The 18,035-nt window shown below is 59.4% G+C and carries 18 protein-coding genes; 14 read left to right on the plus strand and 4 right to left on the minus strand.

The genetic code is table 11. From position 1 onward, the window contains the following. Window positions 1-44 precede the first annotated feature (44 nt). The 6 genes from VM554_07525 (at window position 45) to VM554_07550 (ending at window position 5,137) form a co-directional block, all read left to right on the plus strand. The gene (locus tag VM554_07525) at window positions 45-1,382 is read left to right on the plus strand and encodes a thymidine phosphorylase (protein ID HVJ08218.1); all 1,338 of its coding nucleotides are present in this window, start codon (window positions 45-47) and stop codon (window positions 1,380-1,382) included. A gap of 31 nt (window positions 1,383-1,413) precedes the next feature. Then, window positions 1,414-2,652, plus strand: coding sequence for a nucleoside transporter C-terminal domain-containing protein (locus VM554_07530; GenBank protein HVJ08219.1), 1,239 nt, complete (start codon window positions 1,414-1,416; stop codon window positions 2,650-2,652). A 19-nt stretch (window positions 2,653-2,671) separates the two neighbouring features. Continuing rightward, window positions 2,672-3,520 carry a purine-nucleoside phosphorylase gene (locus tag VM554_07535; protein HVJ08220.1) on the plus strand — a complete coding sequence of 283 codons (849 nt, stop codon included), beginning with the start codon at window positions 2,672-2,674 and terminating at the stop codon, window positions 3,518-3,520. Further along, window positions 3,517-4,173 carry a uridine kinase gene (gene udk, locus VM554_07540; protein HVJ08221.1) on the plus strand — a complete coding sequence of 219 codons (657 nt, stop codon included), beginning with the start codon at window positions 3,517-3,519 and terminating at the stop codon, window positions 4,171-4,173. The genes VM554_07535 and udk overlap by 4 nt, the downstream gene beginning before the upstream one ends. A gap of 91 nt (window positions 4,174-4,264) precedes the next feature. Beyond that, window positions 4,265-4,597, plus strand: a complete 333-nt coding sequence (locus VM554_07545; protein ID HVJ08222.1) for a PepSY domain-containing protein — start codon at window positions 4,265-4,267, stop codon at window positions 4,595-4,597. Between the two features lie 45 nt (window positions 4,598-4,642). Continuing rightward, a complete protein-coding gene (locus tag VM554_07550; protein HVJ08223.1) occupies window positions 4,643-5,137 on the plus strand; it encodes a DUF2062 domain-containing protein in 495 nt (164 codons plus the stop codon). Window positions 5,138-5,204: 67 nt separating this feature from the next. On the opposite strand, the gene VM554_07555 is transcribed toward VM554_07550, so the two are convergent. Then, window positions 5,205-6,248, minus strand: a complete 1,044-nt coding sequence (locus VM554_07555) for a S1/P1 nuclease (GenBank protein ID HVJ08224.1) — start codon at window positions 6,246-6,248, stop codon at window positions 5,205-5,207. A gap of 48 nt (window positions 6,249-6,296) precedes the next feature. Between VM554_07555 and VM554_07560 the strand changes: the two genes are divergently transcribed. The 5 genes from VM554_07560 (at window position 6,297) to VM554_07580 (ending at window position 13,581) form a co-directional block, all read left to right on the plus strand. Then, window positions 6,297-7,358 carry a deoxyhypusine synthase gene (locus VM554_07560; protein ID HVJ08225.1) on the plus strand — a complete coding sequence of 354 codons (1,062 nt, stop codon included), beginning with the start codon at window positions 6,297-6,299 and terminating at the stop codon, window positions 7,356-7,358. Between the two features lie 328 nt (window positions 7,359-7,686). After that, complete coding sequence (locus VM554_07565; GenBank protein ID HVJ08226.1) at window positions 7,687-11,151, plus strand: PAS domain S-box protein; 3,465 nt, start codon at window positions 7,687-7,689, stop codon at window positions 11,149-11,151. 13 nt (window positions 11,152-11,164) lie between these two features. Then, window positions 11,165-11,545, plus strand: coding sequence for a response regulator (locus VM554_07570; GenBank protein ID HVJ08227.1), 381 nt, complete (start codon window positions 11,165-11,167; stop codon window positions 11,543-11,545). 15 nt (window positions 11,546-11,560) lie between these two features. Further along, window positions 11,561-11,959, plus strand: coding sequence for an Hpt domain-containing protein (locus tag VM554_07575; protein ID HVJ08228.1), 399 nt, complete (start codon window positions 11,561-11,563; stop codon window positions 11,957-11,959). A 335-nt stretch (window positions 11,960-12,294) separates the two neighbouring features. Further along, entirely contained in the window at window positions 12,295-13,581 is a 1,287-nt protein-coding gene (locus VM554_07580; GenBank protein ID HVJ08229.1) for a PP2C family protein-serine/threonine phosphatase, read from the plus strand. Between the two features lie 36 nt (window positions 13,582-13,617). On the opposite strand, the gene VM554_07585 is transcribed toward VM554_07580, so the two are convergent. Both VM554_07585 and VM554_07590 read right to left on the minus strand, forming a co-directional pair. Beyond that, window positions 13,618-14,103: a DUF1801 domain-containing protein gene (locus VM554_07585; protein ID HVJ08230.1), complete on the minus strand. Its 486-nt coding sequence runs from the start codon at window positions 14,101-14,103 to the stop codon at window positions 13,618-13,620. Window positions 14,104-14,233: 130 nt separating this feature from the next. Next, window positions 14,234-14,989 (minus strand): SGNH/GDSL hydrolase family protein, encoded by a 756-nt coding sequence (locus VM554_07590; GenBank protein ID HVJ08231.1) that lies wholly within the window; start codon window positions 14,987-14,989, stop codon window positions 14,234-14,236. 222 nt (window positions 14,990-15,211) lie between these two features. Between VM554_07590 and VM554_07595 the strand changes: the two genes are divergently transcribed. From VM554_07595 to VM554_07605, 3 genes are all read left to right on the plus strand, one after another. Continuing rightward, a complete protein-coding gene (locus VM554_07595) occupies window positions 15,212-15,550 on the plus strand; it encodes a metalloregulator ArsR/SmtB family transcription factor (protein ID HVJ08232.1) in 339 nt (112 codons plus the stop codon). A 24-nt stretch (window positions 15,551-15,574) separates the two neighbouring features. Beyond that, on the plus strand, window positions 15,575-16,030 hold the full coding sequence (locus tag VM554_07600; GenBank protein ID HVJ08233.1) for an SRPBCC domain-containing protein: 456 nt from the start codon (window positions 15,575-15,577) through the stop codon (window positions 16,028-16,030). A gap of 69 nt (window positions 16,031-16,099) precedes the next feature. Further along, window positions 16,100-16,618, plus strand: a complete 519-nt coding sequence (locus VM554_07605; protein HVJ08234.1) for a DinB family protein — start codon at window positions 16,100-16,102, stop codon at window positions 16,616-16,618. Window positions 16,619-16,809: 191 nt separating this feature from the next. On the opposite strand, the gene VM554_07610 is transcribed toward VM554_07605, so the two are convergent. After that, window positions 16,810-17,973: a potassium channel family protein gene (locus tag VM554_07610; GenBank protein ID HVJ08235.1), complete on the minus strand. Its 1,164-nt coding sequence runs from the start codon at window positions 17,971-17,973 to the stop codon at window positions 16,810-16,812. Between the last annotated feature and the right edge of the window lie 62 nt (window positions 17,974-18,035).

The raw sequence follows: 18,035 nt of genomic DNA on the forward strand, positions 1-18,035 counted from the left end.
CACAGCAATTCGCTTCAACCAATGAATGGATACCAATGCGAGCAGTGGACCTGATTCGAAAACAGCGCGACGGTATAGAGCTGAACGACGAAGAAATCAAGTTTCTTGTACGGGGAGCCGCTGAAGAGAGCCTGCCAATGGAGCAGTTATCGGCATGGCTGATGGCCGCGTGGTTGCGGGGACTCTCGCACAACGAGCTGACATCGCTGACGCAGGCGATGCGCTTCTCCGGCGAGGTCTTCGACACGACGACGCTCGGCAAGCTGGCTGTCGATAAGCACTCCACCGGCGGCGTGGGAGACAAAACCTCCTTCCTGGTTGCACCCATCGCGGCGGCGGCAGGGCTGGCAGTGCCGATGATCAGCGGGCGCGCGCTTGGCCACACGGGCGGCACTCTGGACAAGATCGAATCTATCCCCGGCTATCGCACGAAACTTTCACTGGCTGAGTTCCGCAGCATCCTCGATCGCACCGGCGCAAGCATTATGGGGCAGACGAAGAACCTGGCGCCTGCCGATCGTGTTCTTTATGCATTGCGCGATCGCACCGCGACCGTCGAGAGTCCCGATCTAATCTGCGCTTCCATCATGAGCAAGAAGCTGGCAGAGGGGCTGCATGCACTGGTGCTCGATGTAAAGACGGGATCAGGCGCGTTCCTCCAGCGTGAGCAAGACGCTCTTCACCTCGCGTCCCTGATGGTCCAGACGGGCGAGGCCGCGGGCACGCGCACGGTTGCATTGCTCACCGGAATGGAGCAGCCGCTTGGCCGCGCGGCGGGAAACTGGATCGAGGTGGCGGAAGCGATCGAGCTGCTGCATGGAGGCCGCGACCCGCTGACCGAAGACCTGCGCGAGTTATCCATCGCGCTCGCAGGGTGGATGATTTATCTCGGCGAGGAGGCAGCTTCGCCTGACGATGGCCGTCGATTGGCGGAAGAGCTCCTGGACAGCGGTGCCGCATTCCACGCCTTTCGCGCCATGGTCGAAGCACAAGGCGGCGACCCTGGCTGCATCGATCATCCGTCAACGTTCCATAAGCCCGGCGCATCGCGGAATTTTCCCGCAACGCGCTCCGGCATTATTTCGGAGATGGATTGTGCGCAGGTGGGATGGGCCGTACAGCGCCTTGGAGCAGGACGCGAGCGGGTGGGCGACGCTGTCGATCCGCATGCCGGTCTGCTCTTCCATGCCAAGTGCGGAAGTACCGTAGAGGCTGGGCAGGCAATCTGCACCATGTTCGCCGCCAGCGAGGATAAGTTCGAGGAACCCGAGCGGCTCCTCCGCACCGCGATTCACATCCAGGACACAGGTCACAAAGCAAACCCGCCCGTTCGTAGGATAATTACCGTCGAAAACGCCGCACAGTTTCTGAAGATCCAATAGAGCAAAGCGCCCACAGTTAGAGGAGAAAGATTTGGGGAGATTTACCGGGGTCCTGGGATTACTGACTATGCTGCTGCTGGCCTGGATCTTCTCTACGAACCGGCGTGCGATTCGCTGGCGCACGGTGGCTTGGGGACTGGGCCTTCAGATCCTCTTCGCGATTCTCGTCTTGCGGTTTGAGACAGGACAAAGGGCGATGGCAAAGGCCGGCAGCGCGGTCAACCATCTTCTCGCGTACGCGTTTTCCGGCTCGGAGATGGTCTTTGGCGAACTGGGGAAACAGCACTCGAGCCTGGGAATGATCTTCGCATTTCAGGTGCTGCCAACCATCATCTTTATCTCCGCGCTCTTCGCCGTGCTCTACCACATTGGCGTCATGCAGCTTGTGATCCGCTTCTTCGCGTGGCTGATGCAGGCCACGATGAAGGTCAGCGGCGCCGAAAGCCTGAATGTAGCCGCCAGCATCTTCATGGGGCAAACGGAAGCTCCCTTGACCATTCGCCCCTTCCTTCCCGGTGCGACAACTTCGGAGTTGATGACCATTATGACCAGCGGAATGGCTCACGTCTCCGGAGGCATCATGGCCGCGTATATCCTGTACGGAATCGAGGCGCAACATCTGCTGGCTGCCGTCATCATGACGGCGCCTGGCACCATCGTGATTGCCAAAATGCTCGTGCCTGAGACCAGCACTCCGGCAACCGAAGGCACCGTGGTCATGCCAAAGAGCGAGGAGCATAAAGAAGAGAATCTGCTTGGCTCGATTGCCCGCGGAACCATCGACGGAGGCAAGCTGGCATTCAATGTCGCTATCATGCTGATCTCGTTTCTTGCACTGGTGGCGCTGGTCAACGGCATCCTTGGCGGCGCGCATACCTGGCTTGGCTGGCATCACATTCCCTTCCCTTCCTCGCTGAACCAGATCCTGGGATTTCTCTTCGCGCCGATCGCGTGGCTCATCGGCATTCCGTGGCACAGCGCACGACTGGTCGGCAATCTGTTAGGAACTCGCATGGTGATCAACGAACTCGTCGCCTACTCCATGCTGGGAGCGCAGAAAGCAGCTCTCGACTTCCGCTCCTTTACTATTGCGACATTTGCTCTGTGCGGCTTTGCGAACCTGAGCTCCATCGGCATGCAGATCGGCGGAATCGGCGCACTCGCACCCACTCGCCGCAACGAACTCGCCCGCCTGGGCCTGCGAGCCATGTTGGCGGGCACGATGGCCAACCTGATGTCCGCCTCGATCGTCAGCATCCTGATACGGTAAGAGCAGGAAGGAGACCGGTTTGAACCCTGGGGTATTTGAACGCGCCAGCGAGGCTGCGGAGTTTCTCCGCCAGCGAAGCAGCGCCGCTCCAACGATCGCCATTGTCCTCGGCTCCGGCATGGGGGCGCTCGCGGAGCAACTGGAAGACTCGCTGGCGATTCCCTATGCGGAGATTCCGTACTTTCCCCGCTCCACCATCGAGGGGCACAGCGGCAGGCTGGTCATCGGCAGGCTGCGTGGGGTTCCCATCGCAGCGATGCAGGGCCGTGTCCACGGATATGAAGGATACAGCCCGGAGCAGGTCACATTTCCCATGCGCGCGCTGGGGCGGCTTGGCATTGAAACAGTTATTGTTACGAATGCCGCCGGGGGCATTCGCCGCGATCTGGAACAGGGTCAGCTCGCGCTTCTCTCCGACCACATCAACTTCACCGGGAGCAATCCTCTGACAGGCGCCAATGATGAGCGCTTCGGCCCACGTTTTTTTGATATGACCGAGGCGTACTCTCCTCGCCTGCGAGCGCTGGCACAGGGCGCAGCGCAGGACGCTGGCTTCGATATGGCGGAGGGAGTCTATCTCTGCGTTCCCGGACCGAGCTTTGAAACCCCGGCAGAGATCCGCGCCTTTCGCAGCATGGGGGCTGATCTGGTAGGCATGTCTACCGTGCATGAGGTGATCGTGGCACGTCACATGGGAATCGAGGTGCTTGGCATCTCCTGCGTCACCAACATGGCGGCCGGGATTCTTGGCCAGCAGATCAGCCACCAGGAGGTGCTGGAAACCGGCCTGCGCGTGCAGCAGCGTCTTGGCCAACTGGTCGCATCGCTGGTACCGCAGATTGGCGAATGGAACCGGACAGCCAGATGACCACCTCGCCAGTGAGTGTCCCGCCCGTTGTCATCGGCATTGCAGGCTGCTCCGGTTCCGGAAAAACTACCCTGGCCCTTGAGCTATCCCGGACGCTTGGCGGCACGCATTTCCCGCTCGACCATTACTACCGCGACCTCGGCCACCTGCCTCTTGAGCAGCGTTGCCTGCAGGATTTCGATCATCCGGATACGCTTGAGTCCGAGTTGATTGTGGCTCACGTTGCGGAGCTTGCCGCGGGGCGCGGCATCGACCGGCCGGTCTATGATTTTGCCACGCATACCCGCACCCCTCACCGGACGGAGCGCATCGTTCCGGGCCGGCTGGTGCTGGTGGAGGGCATCTTCGCTCTGCACTACAAGGCGCTTTTGCCGCTCTATAGTTTGCGGGTTTACGTCGAGGCACCCGACGAGGTTTGCTATCGGCGCAGGCTGGCACGCGACGTATGCGAACGCGGGCGCACACCTGAATCCGTAGCAGCACAATATGCCAGCACGGTTCGGCCCATGGCGGAGAGGTTCGTCCGGCCCTCCGCGCAGTATGCCGATCAGATAGTCGATGGCACCCGGTCGCTGGACTTGTCGGTAGAGCAGGTCCTCAACCAACTGCGGCAGCGCAACCTCATGCCGCTCGCCCAGCAGCCAGGCCCTTAGCCCAGGGAATGCAGCTTCCCTGCCAATTCCGGCGAGATCTGCGAACCTTGAGCCCGAGCAGGAACATCTAAAAATTTATACGGTGATCAACATGAAGAACTTACAAATCGGGTCGATACTCTTGTTGTGCCTGGCAACTGCGGTCTCCGCAGCCACACACCCAAAGCCAAAGATCTCCAGGACGGACGCGCAGGGAATCGCGCTCAAGCAGGTTTCGGGCAACGTCAAGAGCGGAGAACTGGAGAAAGAGCACGGACGCTGGATCTACTCCTTCGACATCCAGAACCAGACCGGGGTCCACGAAGTGAATGTGGATGCAAATACCGGGGTGGTAGTGGAGAATAGCATCGAGTCGGCGGCGGATGAAGCACGGGAAAAGAAGGCCGACGCTGCTGCAGTTCCCCCTAAAAAGCAAGTAAAGTAATCGAACACTGGGAATTAACAGGACGCGGCGGCAACTCGGAGAGCAATGCGCAGTTTCTTCTACAACAAGTTCGCCGCTCCCCTGGCAGCACTGGTGCAGCAGGGCGCAACACCCGATATGCTGGCGCATTCACTCGCCATTGGCATCTGCGTCAGTTGTTTCCCGGTACCCGGTACAACCACCCTGCTCTGCTCGATTCTCGCCGTGGCATTCCGGCTGAATCTACCTGCCATCCTGCTGGCCAACTGGGCAGCGCTGCCTCTTCAAGTTCTGCTGCTGGTCCCCTTGATCAGCCTCGGCGAGAAGCTCTTTCATTCCGAACACCTTTCGCTGGACCCAGGCCGCCTGTCCGGCATGCTCCAGACGCAGCCGTTGCAGATGACGCGGCAGCTATGGACGTGGGAGTGGCACGCAGCGGTCGCATGGATGTTGACGGCTCCGCTGGCATGGTTGCTGTTGGCCTATGGGCTTCGGATTCCACTCAGCAGACTTGCAGCTTTCTCCCCCAGGCTCGCGACCAAAGAGATCGACCCCGCTTAATCCCGTACTGCCTGCCCGTACTACCTGCTTTGCGTTGCAATAGATTGGAAACGCGTTCGTTCCCTCGCTAGTTTTTCGTTACGGGTACCACACGCCTGCCGGAAGCATGCCAATCCGGGACAGGGCGGGCGCTCTCCACCCATGCGGTGTAGATCATGTCGCGCAGCATCGTCGCTCCGGCAGCAAGGCGTCCGGCGGTAAAGGCGCGCGACTCCTCCGAACCGGCTTCCTCAAAGCCATGCAGCTTCTCCAGTTGATAGACGCGCTCAATCTGCGTCCCCGACTGGCGCAGGTAAGCGACGTAATCGGTAAAAGGATCTGCCAGGGTGTGCGGCGATTGCATCAGAGGTGCGACGGCGGAATCCCGTATGTTCTTCGCCACAAACGCCGATTCAAACTGCGAGTGGATGCCATGCTGGGTGGTGTAACCATGCGGATTCTCCGGCGAAACCCAGCCATCGTAGTTGATGGTAACGTGCAGCGGCATAGAGCCATCGGCCACATAGTGCCCCAGCCACCCGGCATAAAAGAGGATTGCATCTTCCGTCGGCTTCACCTGCCGGTGATCCGCGGAGAGCGTGCGGTACTCGCGCATCGCAGCCTTCAGACGCTCGTAGACCTCGATCGCGACATAGGGTTGCAGGCCCACCTTCTCCGGCTTCAGGTTCAGCTCCGGATGTACTGCCTGCGCAGCAGCCAGCGCGGTGATGTAATCAAAGCGATTGCGCGGCAGAGGACCAACCGTATCCGCCAGTTCCAGGTCGATAAAGTGTTCCGGGGCCTGCGCCGCATTCAGCTCCGGCTCGGCAGGCGAGCGCCAGCGATCGGGCTCCGGGCCCAGATACTCAATCTCCTCAAGAGCCTCCGGTGTGCGGAGAAACGCAGGCGTCTCTGCTGGCAGCTTCTGCACAGCCAGCCGGTTCACCATGCGGTGACCATCATTTCCCCAGCCAAAGGACGGCGGGGCAGCAAACAAAACCAGCAGAATGGCGGCAGCCACCTTTCGCGGCAGGGCTAGAGCATTTGGAATCATGGCAAAGCGAGTATATCCGCAGCCCGCCAACGCCGGGCCAATCCCCGGCTGATTCTCGCCAGGAGGATAAAATTTCACAGAGTTTCCGGGAACCCCGAACCCGGCTTTGGTACTCTTAAAGCTGCTATGCCGACGAAAAAAGAACTTCTTACCACTCCAATCCAGCACATCGACATCAAGCAACATAACGTCGTTGCCCTGGTCGATGCCATGAAGTCCATGGCCTACAGCTCCCGTGATCTTGCCCGGGCAGCTTCGATCTATGAGCGCATGCTGCGCGATCAGGATTGCGGCGTTATCCTGTGCCTCGCCGGATCGCTGATCAGCGCCGGCCTGAAGCAGATCTTTGTCGACCTGGTGCGCAACAACATGGTGGACGCCATCGTCTCCACCGGCGCAAACATCGTCGATCAGGACTTCTTTGAGGCGCTTGGCTTCAAGCACTACATCGCCGATGAGCTCTACAAGCAGGGCACAGAGGATGCAACCCTGCGCGAGCTGATGATCGACCGCATCTACGACACGCTGATCGACGAAGAACAACTGCGCATCTGCGACGAGACGACGGAGAAGATCGCCAACTCCCTGGATCCTCGCCCGTACAGCTCCCGCGAGTTCATCCGCGCCATGGGTGCTTACCTGGTTGCAGAGGGCAAGACTCCCGAGAAGGGTGGTGTCGACTCCATCGTTCTGGCCGCTTATCAGAAAGATGTGCCGATCTTCTGCCCCGCCTTCAGCGACTGCTCTGCCGGATTTGGCCTGGTAGCACACCAGCATGCGCGCCAGAACAAGCCCAAGGTTTCGATAGACTCCGCCAAGGATTTTTACGAAATCACCCGGCTGAAGATTGAGAATCCAACCACCGGCCTGCTGATGATCGGCGGAGGCGTACCCAAGAACTTCGCCCAGGACATCGTGGTAGCGGCTGAGATTCTAGGCAACGACGCCCCCATGCACAAATACGCGATCCAGATCACGGTCGCCGATGTGCGGGATGGCGCGCTCAGCTCCAGCACGCTGAAGGAAGCCAGTTCCTGGGGCAAGGTGGACACCACCTTCGAGCAGATGGTCTATAGCGAAGCGACCATCGCCCTGCCCCTGATCGCCGGCTACGCCTACAACAAGAGTGCGCAGGCAGGCCGCAAGGAGCGTCACTGGGCAAACCTGCTGGAGCCAGTCACCGCTTAGAAATCCAAAGTCTCTCTTCATTACAGGGACAGTTCTACTGAAAGCCGAAGGGGCATCGCTCCTTCGGCTTTTTCCATCCGGCGAAAAATCCAGACCATACCCCAACTCCGTCAATCGCCGATGGTCCACATGTTGCCGATAACCATCCTGTAGGTACCTTAATTAACAATGATTTGGCCCAAAGCAGCAACAAATGGCATCGGAAGCGGTGCATCCTGCACGTATAATCTGCGTTATCAGACGGTAAATGTTGCCCTTGCGGTTATTACCTTTGTGAAGGTATTCGGCGCGGGATTTCCCCGCATGAGAGGCACGAAAGAACCAGAGCATGACTTGGCTTCGCAGCAGGCCGATATTCCGCATGGTGCTGGCATCTGCGCTCGTGGTCTGCGCAGCGGCCGCCTATATTGCAGTGTCCGCGCATCACCCTCCACCCGTGAACCGTTCGCAGTGGATCCGGCAGGAGTCCTTTCTTTTTGTCACTCTGGCTGTGCTCAACCTGATGTTGATCGCAGCCATGCGCAAGATCTTCCGCACGGACCATGCCAGCCTGGAGCAAGTTGCTCTGCTGCAACGGAGCATCCTCGAGTCGGCAGGACCGATGATTCTCGCCACCGATCTCGATGGGCGATTTACCGCCTTTAATCCTTCTGCAGAGCGGATGCTTGGCTACTCCAAGGAAGAGATGCTGGGCCGCGCAAGATTTGAGGATATCTTTCCGGAGGGTAATCTACGACGGGTTGGGCGGCAGCTGGTGATGAATCTCAACCTCTCCCTGGACCCCCTCGCGGAATCCGACGACCCGGAGAATCCCCTGCGGGATTATGTCGAGTATGTGAGCAGCTTCCCCCCCAACCGCGTCCGAGGATTCGAACTGGAGTACAAGCGGAAGGACGGAAGCACTTTTCCGGGAATGGTCTATCTCTCAGCGATTCGCGAACCGGAGGGCTCAGTCACCGGCCTGCTGGCCATCTGTACCGATCTCAGTGCCGCCAAGCGTACCGAGCATGCGCTGCGTGAAAGCCAGGAGCGGTATCGCGACCTCTTCGAGAACTCGAATGAGATGATCGCAACCCTCAGCCCGCGGGGGCGCTACCTCTACGTAAATCCCGCATGGCAATCGCATTTTGGCCTGGGTGCCGACGACTTCGAAGGCCTGATCAGTTTTGAGTCCGCCTTTCCCCCGGAGACGCAGGCCACGGCAGCGGCGCTCTTCCGCCGGGCCTTGACCGGGGAGCGGGTGGAGCGCGTTTCGCTGCGCTTTCATGGAGCGCAGGGCAGGTTCACCGAAGTGGAAGGCAACCTGAGCTGCCGCCAGGAAGACGGCCAACCGGTCTCTGTGCGCTGCCTCTTCCGCGACGTAACCCAGGAGCGGCAACGCGAGCGGCAGATGGCGATGCAGCTGCTGGTGGCGCAGCTCGTGGGGGAAAGTACGCGCCCCGAGCAGGCGCTGCCACGTGTGCTGGAGTCGCTGGGCACGAGCCTGGGATGGGACGTCGCCATCATCTGGCGGGTGGATGAGGAGCAGCAGTACCTTAGCTATCACGCCGGCTGGTACGCCCCGGGCCACGCCTATCAGGAGTTCGGACGGGGAAATATCGGTCACATCCTCACTCGCGGAGAAGACATTCCGGGGCGCGTCTGGAGCGCCCGCAGAGCCTTCTGGATCGTGGATCTGCGGCGGGATGCGTCCTTTGGACGGCTGGAAGCCGCAGAGGCCAGCGGCCTGATTACCGGCTGGTCGGTCCCTGTGCGTGTCGGGAATAAGGTGATCGCGGTCCTCGAGTTTTTCAGCCACGAGCAGCAGAAGGAAGACCCGGAGATGATGGCCGCCGTGGAGACGGTATCCGCCTCGCTCGGGCAGTTCATGGCCCGCTCCGCTCAGGAGGGCCAACTCCGCGAGTTGAACCGCCACAAGGAGTTCATCCTGAACTCAGTGGCCGACGGCATCTTTGGCACCGACCGGGACGGTGTGGTCATCTTCGTCAACCCCGCAGCGGAAATGCTCCTGGGGGCTGCCGAAGGCTCGCTCATCGGCCGCCAGGTGCAGGAAGTGATCCACATGGGGCGCAGAGGCCCGGCGACCGCAGACGGTTCCTACCCCACGATGCGCGCTTTTTCCACCCCACAGGGGACCACCGGCCAGGACCTCTTCTTCCGCAGCGATGGCACTTCATTCCCGGTGGAGTTCTCGGTTACGCCCATGCAGGAAGGCGGCAGCGTGGTGGGCAGCGTGTTGAGCTTCCGGGATATCAGCCAGCGATACGCTCTCGACCGCATGAAGGATGAGTTCATCTCCACCGTAAGCCACGAGCTGCGGACTCCGCTCACGTCCATCCGTGGCGCGCTGGGGCTTCTCTCCGCCGGCCTCGTAGGGGAAGTGAGCGAGAAGGCGTCGAACCTGCTCCGCATTGCCGTCAGCAACTCCGACCGGCTGGTGCGCCTGATCAATGACATTCTCGACCTGGAGCGCATGCAATCCGGTCGCGCTCCTCTCTCCTTCCGCCGCACAACGCTCAGCGAAGTCGCACAGCAGGCAGTCGATGCCATGATGCCGATGGCGGATGCGGCGAAGATTCGCATCGTGCTGGAAACGGGAACCGCCGCGGTGGACGCCGATCCCGACCGCTTGTTACAGGTGCTGACCAATCTGCTGAGCAACGCCATCAAGTTTTCTCCTGAGGATGCGACGATACGGGTGCTGATCAAAGCGGGCTCCGAGGGCGCCACGCTGAGCGTGATCGATCAAGGCCGTGGCATTCCCGCGGATAAGCTGGAGTCGATCTTCGATCGCTTCCAGCAGGTGGATGCCTCAGACTCTCGTCAGAAGGGCGGCACGGGGCTGGGACTCGCCATCTGCAGAACGATTGTTCACCAGCACAATGGCCGCATCTGGGCCGAGCGCAATGCGGATCGCGGCACCACCTTCTCCCTCTTTATCCCCTTCCACCAAAGCATCGGAGTGGAATCCTCGCCCTTTCCCGACCGCGAAGCTCGTGACGGTACCATCCTGATTTCCGATTCGGATGCCCGCACTCGCCGCACCGTAGCGGAGCACCTCACCCGGCACGGATACAAGGTGGTGGAAGCAGAAGATCCCGAACAGACAATGACGCTGGCTCGACGCCATCCGCTGGAAGCCATCCTGCTCGATGTCTCTTTGAGCGGAAGGAACGGCTGGAAGACGCTGCAAATGCTGAAGGGCGATCCCCTCACCTCCACAACTCCCGTCGTAGTGTTGAGCGTGCTTCCATCTTCGGAGCAACCCGAGATCCCCGAGCACATCGACGGCTGGGTGCAGAAGCCTCTCGACGAGGTCTCGCTGCTGACGGAGCTGTCTCGCGTGCTGGGCGGCAGCCATGGCGTTGCCCGTGTGCTCATCGTGGAAGACGACGAAGACCTGGCCCGCATCATCCTGGCGACATTCGCACGCGCCGGCATTGAAGTCCATCACGCTGCAACACGGCGCCGCGCCATTGAGCTGTGCGAGACAATGCCGCCGGATTTGCTGATTCTCGACCTTTCCCTGCCGGACGGCGATGGCTTCAATGTTGTAGATTGGCTTCGTCAGCAGAAAGATCTCAGCCATACGCCGCTGGTTGTTTACTCGGCCCGCGACGTCATGGATTTTGAACGAAAACAGTTGCAGCTTGGGCCCACTGAGTTTTTGACCAAGGCGAGCGTTCCGCCGCAGGAGGTCGAGGCTCTGGTCCTCACCATGCTCCGCCGCCTTCGTAAAATGGAAGACGGGCTCGATGCACCGAGCGACGGAGCTATCTCGCAATCCGCGTGAGGAGAGAAGAAACATGGTTCGCCGCCGCGTATTAATCATTGACGACGAAGACGATATCCGTCAGGTAGCTGCTCTCAGCCTGGAAACCGTCGCTGGCTGGGAGGTATCGATGGCCAGCTCCGGCATCGAGGGGATCGGCCGCGCCGCCAGCGAAAAACCGGATGCCATCCTGCTCGACGTCATGATGCCTGCCATGGACGGTCCCACAACCTTTCTCGAGCTGCAGAAGCGCGAGGAGACAACCGGCATCCCGGTAGTCCTGCTGACTGCCAAGGTGCAGGGACCGGATCAGAAGCGCTTCGCGGGGCTGGGAGTTGCCGCTGTCCTCTTCAAACCCTTTGATCCTTTAACACTTTCGAGGCAGATTTCTGATGCCCTGGGATGGCAGGAGTAGTCCATAATCGGAGCCATGCAACACTCCAAGCTGAAAACAAAAGAGTCGAATTCGACCGATACCGCAACAGCCCTGTCAGGCGATCGCTTGCAACAATTGCTGCTGCAGCTCTGGATGACCAGCAAGTCCACCGTTGCCGAGCGGCTGGAGGCAATCTGCCGTGCCCAGGCACTGCTGGAGAAAAATATGCTCGACGAGCAGGCCCGGTTGGAAGCCCTGGACGCTGCCCATAAGTTGGCAGGCATTCTGGGAACGTTTGGCTTGCCGATGGGAACCGAACTGGCTCGCCAGATTGAGATGGCCATGGAGCAGGCCGGCAAGCCGGGATCGGTCGACGCGCACGCGCTGGCTGGCACTCTCGCCCAGCTCAGTGAACTGATCAATCAGAAATCCGCCGAAATTCCCTCCGCATAATCCTGCACAGGACGCGCTCCCGACCAGAGGCACTAAATTCCCAGAAGCGCCAAATCCCCAGAGGCGCACGGCTCCCTACAAATATCGAGAGAGACCCGCGCACTCACAAACCAGATTAGCGCTGGCAGCAAATCTGCATTCGCCGGCCTCCATTCAGCGCGCCGCATGGACAACACCCACATTCTGATATCCTTGCCGCGCTTGAGGGCGCACGCATGCAGGATCATCTTCCGGCAATACCCCGCGATCTTCTCCAGGGAATCATTTCCGGAACCGTCTTTGTGTTTATGGGATTGGCAGCCTGTTGCATCGCGGCAATTCGCCGGCGGAGCGAGATGCGCACCATATTGTGGCTCGGCATCTGGAGCGCCCTGTACGGGGCCCGGCCTCTGGCTAATTCGTTGGCAGCCGTGGCGCATTTGCCGCTCTGGCTCCGGGTCGGCATTCCCTACCTGGACACAATCAATGTCTACTTTATCGTGGTGGTTGCCTCGTTTGCGTTTCTGGAGCTCACCACCGGCAGGTTGCGGTTATTTCTCAAGGCTGTGATTGCCGTGGGGGCGGCCATAGGTGTGGCAGGGATTGCGCTCTTCGTCCTTACAGGCTCGAATCGCAGACTGGTTCTCTACAATGAGATCCTCGTCACCTGCATGCTTCTTGTCATGGTAACCGTGCTAGCGCTCCCAGGGCTCTCGCGCAAGTACCTCGTTCTGCCCAATCGCGGCGTTCTGGCTATCGGCACGTCTTTTTTCACGCTGGAGGCTCTCTACGTCAACCTGGCGCGCCCCTTTGGGTACCAGCCTCCGGCAATCTGGGGTGACCTGGGGTTTGCAGCTCTGCTTTTCTCTTTGGGCTACACCGCGATGCAAATCGTCTCTGCGAACGAGCGCCGCTTGCTGTCGATTGAAAATGAACTCGCGATCGCTCGCGAGATACAGACCTCGATCCTTCCCAGCGCCAATCCCGAACTCAGCCACCTTCGCATTGCCGCAGCTTATCTCCCAATGACGGCCGTTGCCGGTGATTTTTACGATTTCATTCCCATCGATCCGGATCGGGTCGGCTTTCTAGTCGCCGACGTCTCCGGACACGGCGTCCCGGCGGCTCTGATCGCAGGGATGGTCAAGATGGCGTTACAGTCAGTCGCGCCCTGCGCACATGACCCTCGAGCGGTTCTGCGTGGGCTGAACCGTTCCCTCTTCCGGGAACTCCACAGCCAGTTCGTCACCGCGTCCTATTTGTGGCTTGATACAGAGAATCACAAAGCGCTTTACTCAGCCGCGGGACACCCGCCGCTCCTGCGGTGGCGCGCAGGCAAACTGGAGCGCATCGAGAGCAACGGCCTGCTTTTCGGTGTAATCCCTGAGCCCGACTACCCCGTTTTCGAGATGACCATCCATGCGGGCGACCGCTTTCTGATGTATACAGACGGCATGGTCGAACCCGAGAATGCGGGCGGCGATTCTTTCGGCGACGGCAAGCTCGAACAGGTTGTGCGTAACAATCAGTCGCGCCCTCCGTCCGAGCTGGTCGATCAACTGCTAACCGAGATCCAGCGCTGGCAACCGGCTTCCACGGCCCAGCAGGACGACATCACGCTCATCGTGATCGACGCGATTTAGTCTGCCGTCTATGTGGATTGGACCGAACCCAGGACCTCAACTGACCGCTTTCTTCACGAGCGCGACTATCCTTGCCTCGTCGGCGGCGGTCAACTTCTTCAGCGCAAAGGCGACCGGCCAAATGGTTCCGTCGTCGAGGTTCGCTTTGTCGCTGAAGCCGAGCGTCGCGTATCTCGCCTTGAACTTGTGCGAACTTTGAAAGAAGCAGACAATATCGCCGTCCTTGGCGTACGCGGGCATCCCGTACCAGGTCTTCGGCGAAAGGGCTGGTGCGCTGGCTTTGATGATGGCATGGAGCCGCTCGGCCATGGCGCGATCCGATTCCGGCATCTCGGCAATCTTCGCAAGCACGTCCTCTTCCCCGTCCGTCTTTTTCACGCGCAGGCCTCGGCGCTCTTCAGCCTTTAGCTCTTCGGCGCGCTCCTTCATTGCCGCGCGTTCCTCATCCGTGAATCCCTTGGCCGCCTTGCCGGACACGGCGGCACTCCTGGCGGACTTCAGCGCCTCTTTCGTCGGTTTCATAGAGCCTCCGGATAGACAGCCTGATGCAGAGCAAACAAGTAACAGTCAGTCTATCTATATCGCGGCAACTGTTGGCAGCTGGCGCTACAACTTTTGAGCGCTGGTACGATCCTGCATCAAGCACCCTCGTCTAATCTGCGTGATTAGACGCTATATCTAGCGTGCTAAACATTTGCTCCGCGATCGCAGCATGTCCCAAGCCGTTTGGGTGAATCGCGTTGCCCAGCCATGCAGCAAGGTTATTTTCAGTGCGGTGCGTATGCCAATACTGCCAATTGTCCACAAGAATTACGTTTTCCGAGGTTGCTACGTCCCGGATGATGGCGTTGTATGCAGGCAAGTCATGGCGGCGCGGGTCGTCAAGTGTCCAATTTGTTGTCTGCAAGATGGGGATTGCCCCCATGGCCCGGATTTGCTCGATCAGTTTCCGCAGATTGGTTTCGAATACCTGCCTTCCTCCAGAATCACGAGCCGCATCATTCATACCGAGCATCACGCTTACGACGTCAGGATGAAAATGGCCGATCCTCCATTGAAAGTCCTCGAGGATGTCATCCGTTTTGTTCCCGCTGATGGCGCTGTTGATGATGACGTCTCGGCCACGGCGCATGTCCCAGCGGATGTGCTCAGAGAAGAGCTCTGAAAAATCGCGCTCACCATGGGTCCACTCCGCTCCTTCGGTGATACTGTCGCCGGTGAAAACCCAGGTGATGGGCTTGTTGCTTTTAAGGAGTTCGTGCAGAGAGGCGAGGTCGCGGGTGCCAGGGGCCGCTGCTGCGAGCGGCGTTGGTTTGCCCTGGGCAAAGAGACAAGCTGCCACGGACAAGACCCCGAAAAGAAGAGCGATGAAGCGAATTTGTCCAGTCTTCATTGTTTTCAATTCCATATTATCTGTATGTGCGCGTTTCCAGGTGGCGCCATTCTAGAAACGTGCTGAAGGCTTGTTAGCGTCAACTCCCTTTAAGTCATAGGCGGGTCGGCCAGCTAAGCGGGGTTGTGAGAAGTACATTGCCCCGGTCGGAGGCTTTTTCACTTCCCCAAGTCTCCGCCATAATTCAAAAATCGCGGCTTGACATATTCCGATATGGGTATGTAATGTAGCGGCAGTATGGCACGTGCCGCAACCACTTCCGATTCCTTCAACGCAATAGCCGAACCGCGCCGGCGCCAAATCCTCACCCTTCTGGTGCTGAAGGAACTGGCCGTCGGAGATATCGTGGCGGCTCTCGAGCTCGATCAGCCGTCTGTCTCCAAGCACCTGCGCGTGCTGCGCGATGTCGGACTGGTACGCGTTCGGCGGAACGGACGGCACAAGCTGTATCGAACGAATGCAGAAGGCATCCGCCCCTTGTACGAGTGGTCCGCCACCTTCGAACGTTATTGGACCCATCAGTTGCACAGGATCAAGACACGGGCCGAAGAGGCTGCCGCTCAATCATCCAAATGAACGATTCCCCAAGGAGGAGAAACCATGATCGAGGCCCCCGCAAGCATCGAAGACATGACGTTGAATATCTCGCAGGAGATCCACGTTAAAGCTCCTATCGATATCACATTCGCCGCGCTGCTCGACCAGCTTGGTCCCTTCAACCAAACTCCCGATGGCGCGCCGATGCCCTTCAAGCTGGAAGCGTGGCCCGGTGGCCGCTGGTTCCGCGACCTTGGCGATCACAACGGCCATTTCTGGGGCAATGTCCAGGCCATCAAGCGGCCGTCATTGCTTGAAATCAACGGCCCGCTCTTCATGTCCTATCCCGTTGCCAACAATCTCCAGTACCGTCTCACCGAAGAGGCAGGGGAAACCATTATTCAGTTCCACCACACCGGCTTTGGCCTCATTCAGGACGACCATAAGAGAGGGGTGACCGGCGGGTGGAGCTCCATGCACGAGCAGTTGCGCAAGCGCGCTGAAGGCTCGCATCGCTGAGGCGCTCGAAGGATGCGCTCGAACCAGAATTCATTCCACCGTGGCTTTGCCCCACAAAGGAGAATTTTCATGTCGATTGCAAACTCATTACTCGCAGAATTTGAATCTCAAGCGCCCGTCACGCGCCGCTTCCTCGAGCGCCTTCCAGCAGACAAGCTGACCTGGAAACCTCACCCGAAATCGATGTCCGCGGGTCAGCTCGCATACCACCTCGCAGTCGTACCCGGCAGCGTCGTTCGGGGCATGCAAACCAGCTCCGCGCCGCCACCCGATTTTCAATTTCCAGAGGCGGCGAGCGTCCAACAGGTGCTCGATCTCTTCGACGAAAGCGTGGCAGCCGTACGTAAGATACTGCCAAACTTTAATGATGATGCGATGCACGAGATGTGGCGCATCGTCGTCGGCGACCAGGAAATCCTCGCGTTCCCTCGCGGCCAATTCATTCGCGATGTCATGCTCAATCACTGGTACCAGCACCGGGGCCAATTCAGCGTCTATCTGCGCCTGCTCGACGTCGCCGTGCCTTCAAGCTGGGGGCCCAGTGCCGATGAGCCTGCGCCGTTTCAAAAGCAGCTCCAACCCGCCTAGCTATTCCGTCGATCATCCCATCTCACTAGCTGGAAGTGGCGTTCTCCCCCAGGCATGCCACTTCCAGTAAGCCCGCTGCGTTGTCCGATCTTTCCGGCTCGCATTGATAGATCTGAAGAACCAGTCCGCGGGCAAACTGCGAAGAGTGGGATAGCACGCACCTGCCCCAGGCTCCGTCTAGAAACGGCTCTCTAGAAATCGTGATCGTCGTGCAGACCCGGTACGTGTGGAACCGCAGGAATCTTCTGGTCGGCAACCTCGGCCTGCTCTCGCACACGTGCCACCGTCAGCCAGTTGTCCCTGTGCGGATGTTCTGAGATCCACGGAGGCAGAGGCATGCATAGATAGCGGCTCAAGGCCTCGGCATAGCCCTCGTAGAGAGAGCGCATCTCGGTAAGCCGTTGCATCGAACGGTCATCCCTGCACATGCGAACGCCGGACTCATCCAACAACGCGTAGAGCTGCTGATAACGATCCGGGGGAAGGCGATCGACCCGGTTCGTCACCGGCTTCAGGGAGAAGATCTGCGAAAGATCCACCAGCGCGTGCCGTGCGATGGCGAAGGTGAGCTGCGCCTGGCGCGACTGGCGCCCCTGCACTCCCGCAATCAATAGCGCGCAGGTATCGAGGATGGCGGTCAAGGCGCCAATCCAGCTCTGGTTATTGTGTTGTGAGCGGAAGTAGCAGAGCAGCGGGTAGGAAATGTGGCTCTCCAGCAGCTCCGCCGACCATCGCTCCCACTCCGCCAGCAGCGCAGTCAAAGCATCGTTTGCATCTGGATGGACATGACGGCGCATCAACTCGGCCGCGGTCGGCGGAGAACCGGCACGCGCATCGAGCAATGCGATGTTGACCTCCCGCCGGGAAAACGCTCCATAGAGGACGGGAAAGTAGCCCATAACCACCGCAAGAAAGCCCAGCCCTGTTCCTGCTTCGAGAATTATGAGTTCCCGGGCCCATCGGCTGCTGGGCGTTACATCTCCGAGGCCCAGGGTAAAGAGCGTGGTTCCGCTGACGTAGAGATCCGAGCGAAATCCATGAGGATCAACGGCATCGTGAAACGGGCTGCCAAGTCCGTGGAAGATAAGGGCAAAGCCGATGACCATCGTCCCTGCCCAAACCATCAGCAGAAAGATAAGAGAAAGCGGCCCATAGAAGCTGAAGGCCGTCTCCCGCTTCCGCGGATGGCGAAGCAGGTTGGTGCAGTAGGCCCAGGGCTTCCACGTAACGCCATAAAACATGTTCGTCAGACGGAAGCGCCCGGTGGCACGTCGTGGCAGGATGATGGTTTGAAAGGCGTCGAGCAGCGTGATGAGAAGAAGCGCAATTCCCACGATCAGGCTCAGAATATCCATTGGCTCTCCTCCCTGCCGGTCGTGCTGGCGCGGCTCTCCTTCGTAAAATTAGCACACGCATT

The organism is Acidisarcina sp., assembly GCA_035539175.1.
Lineage (GTDB): Bacteria > Acidobacteriota > Terriglobia > Terriglobales > Acidobacteriaceae > JANXZS01.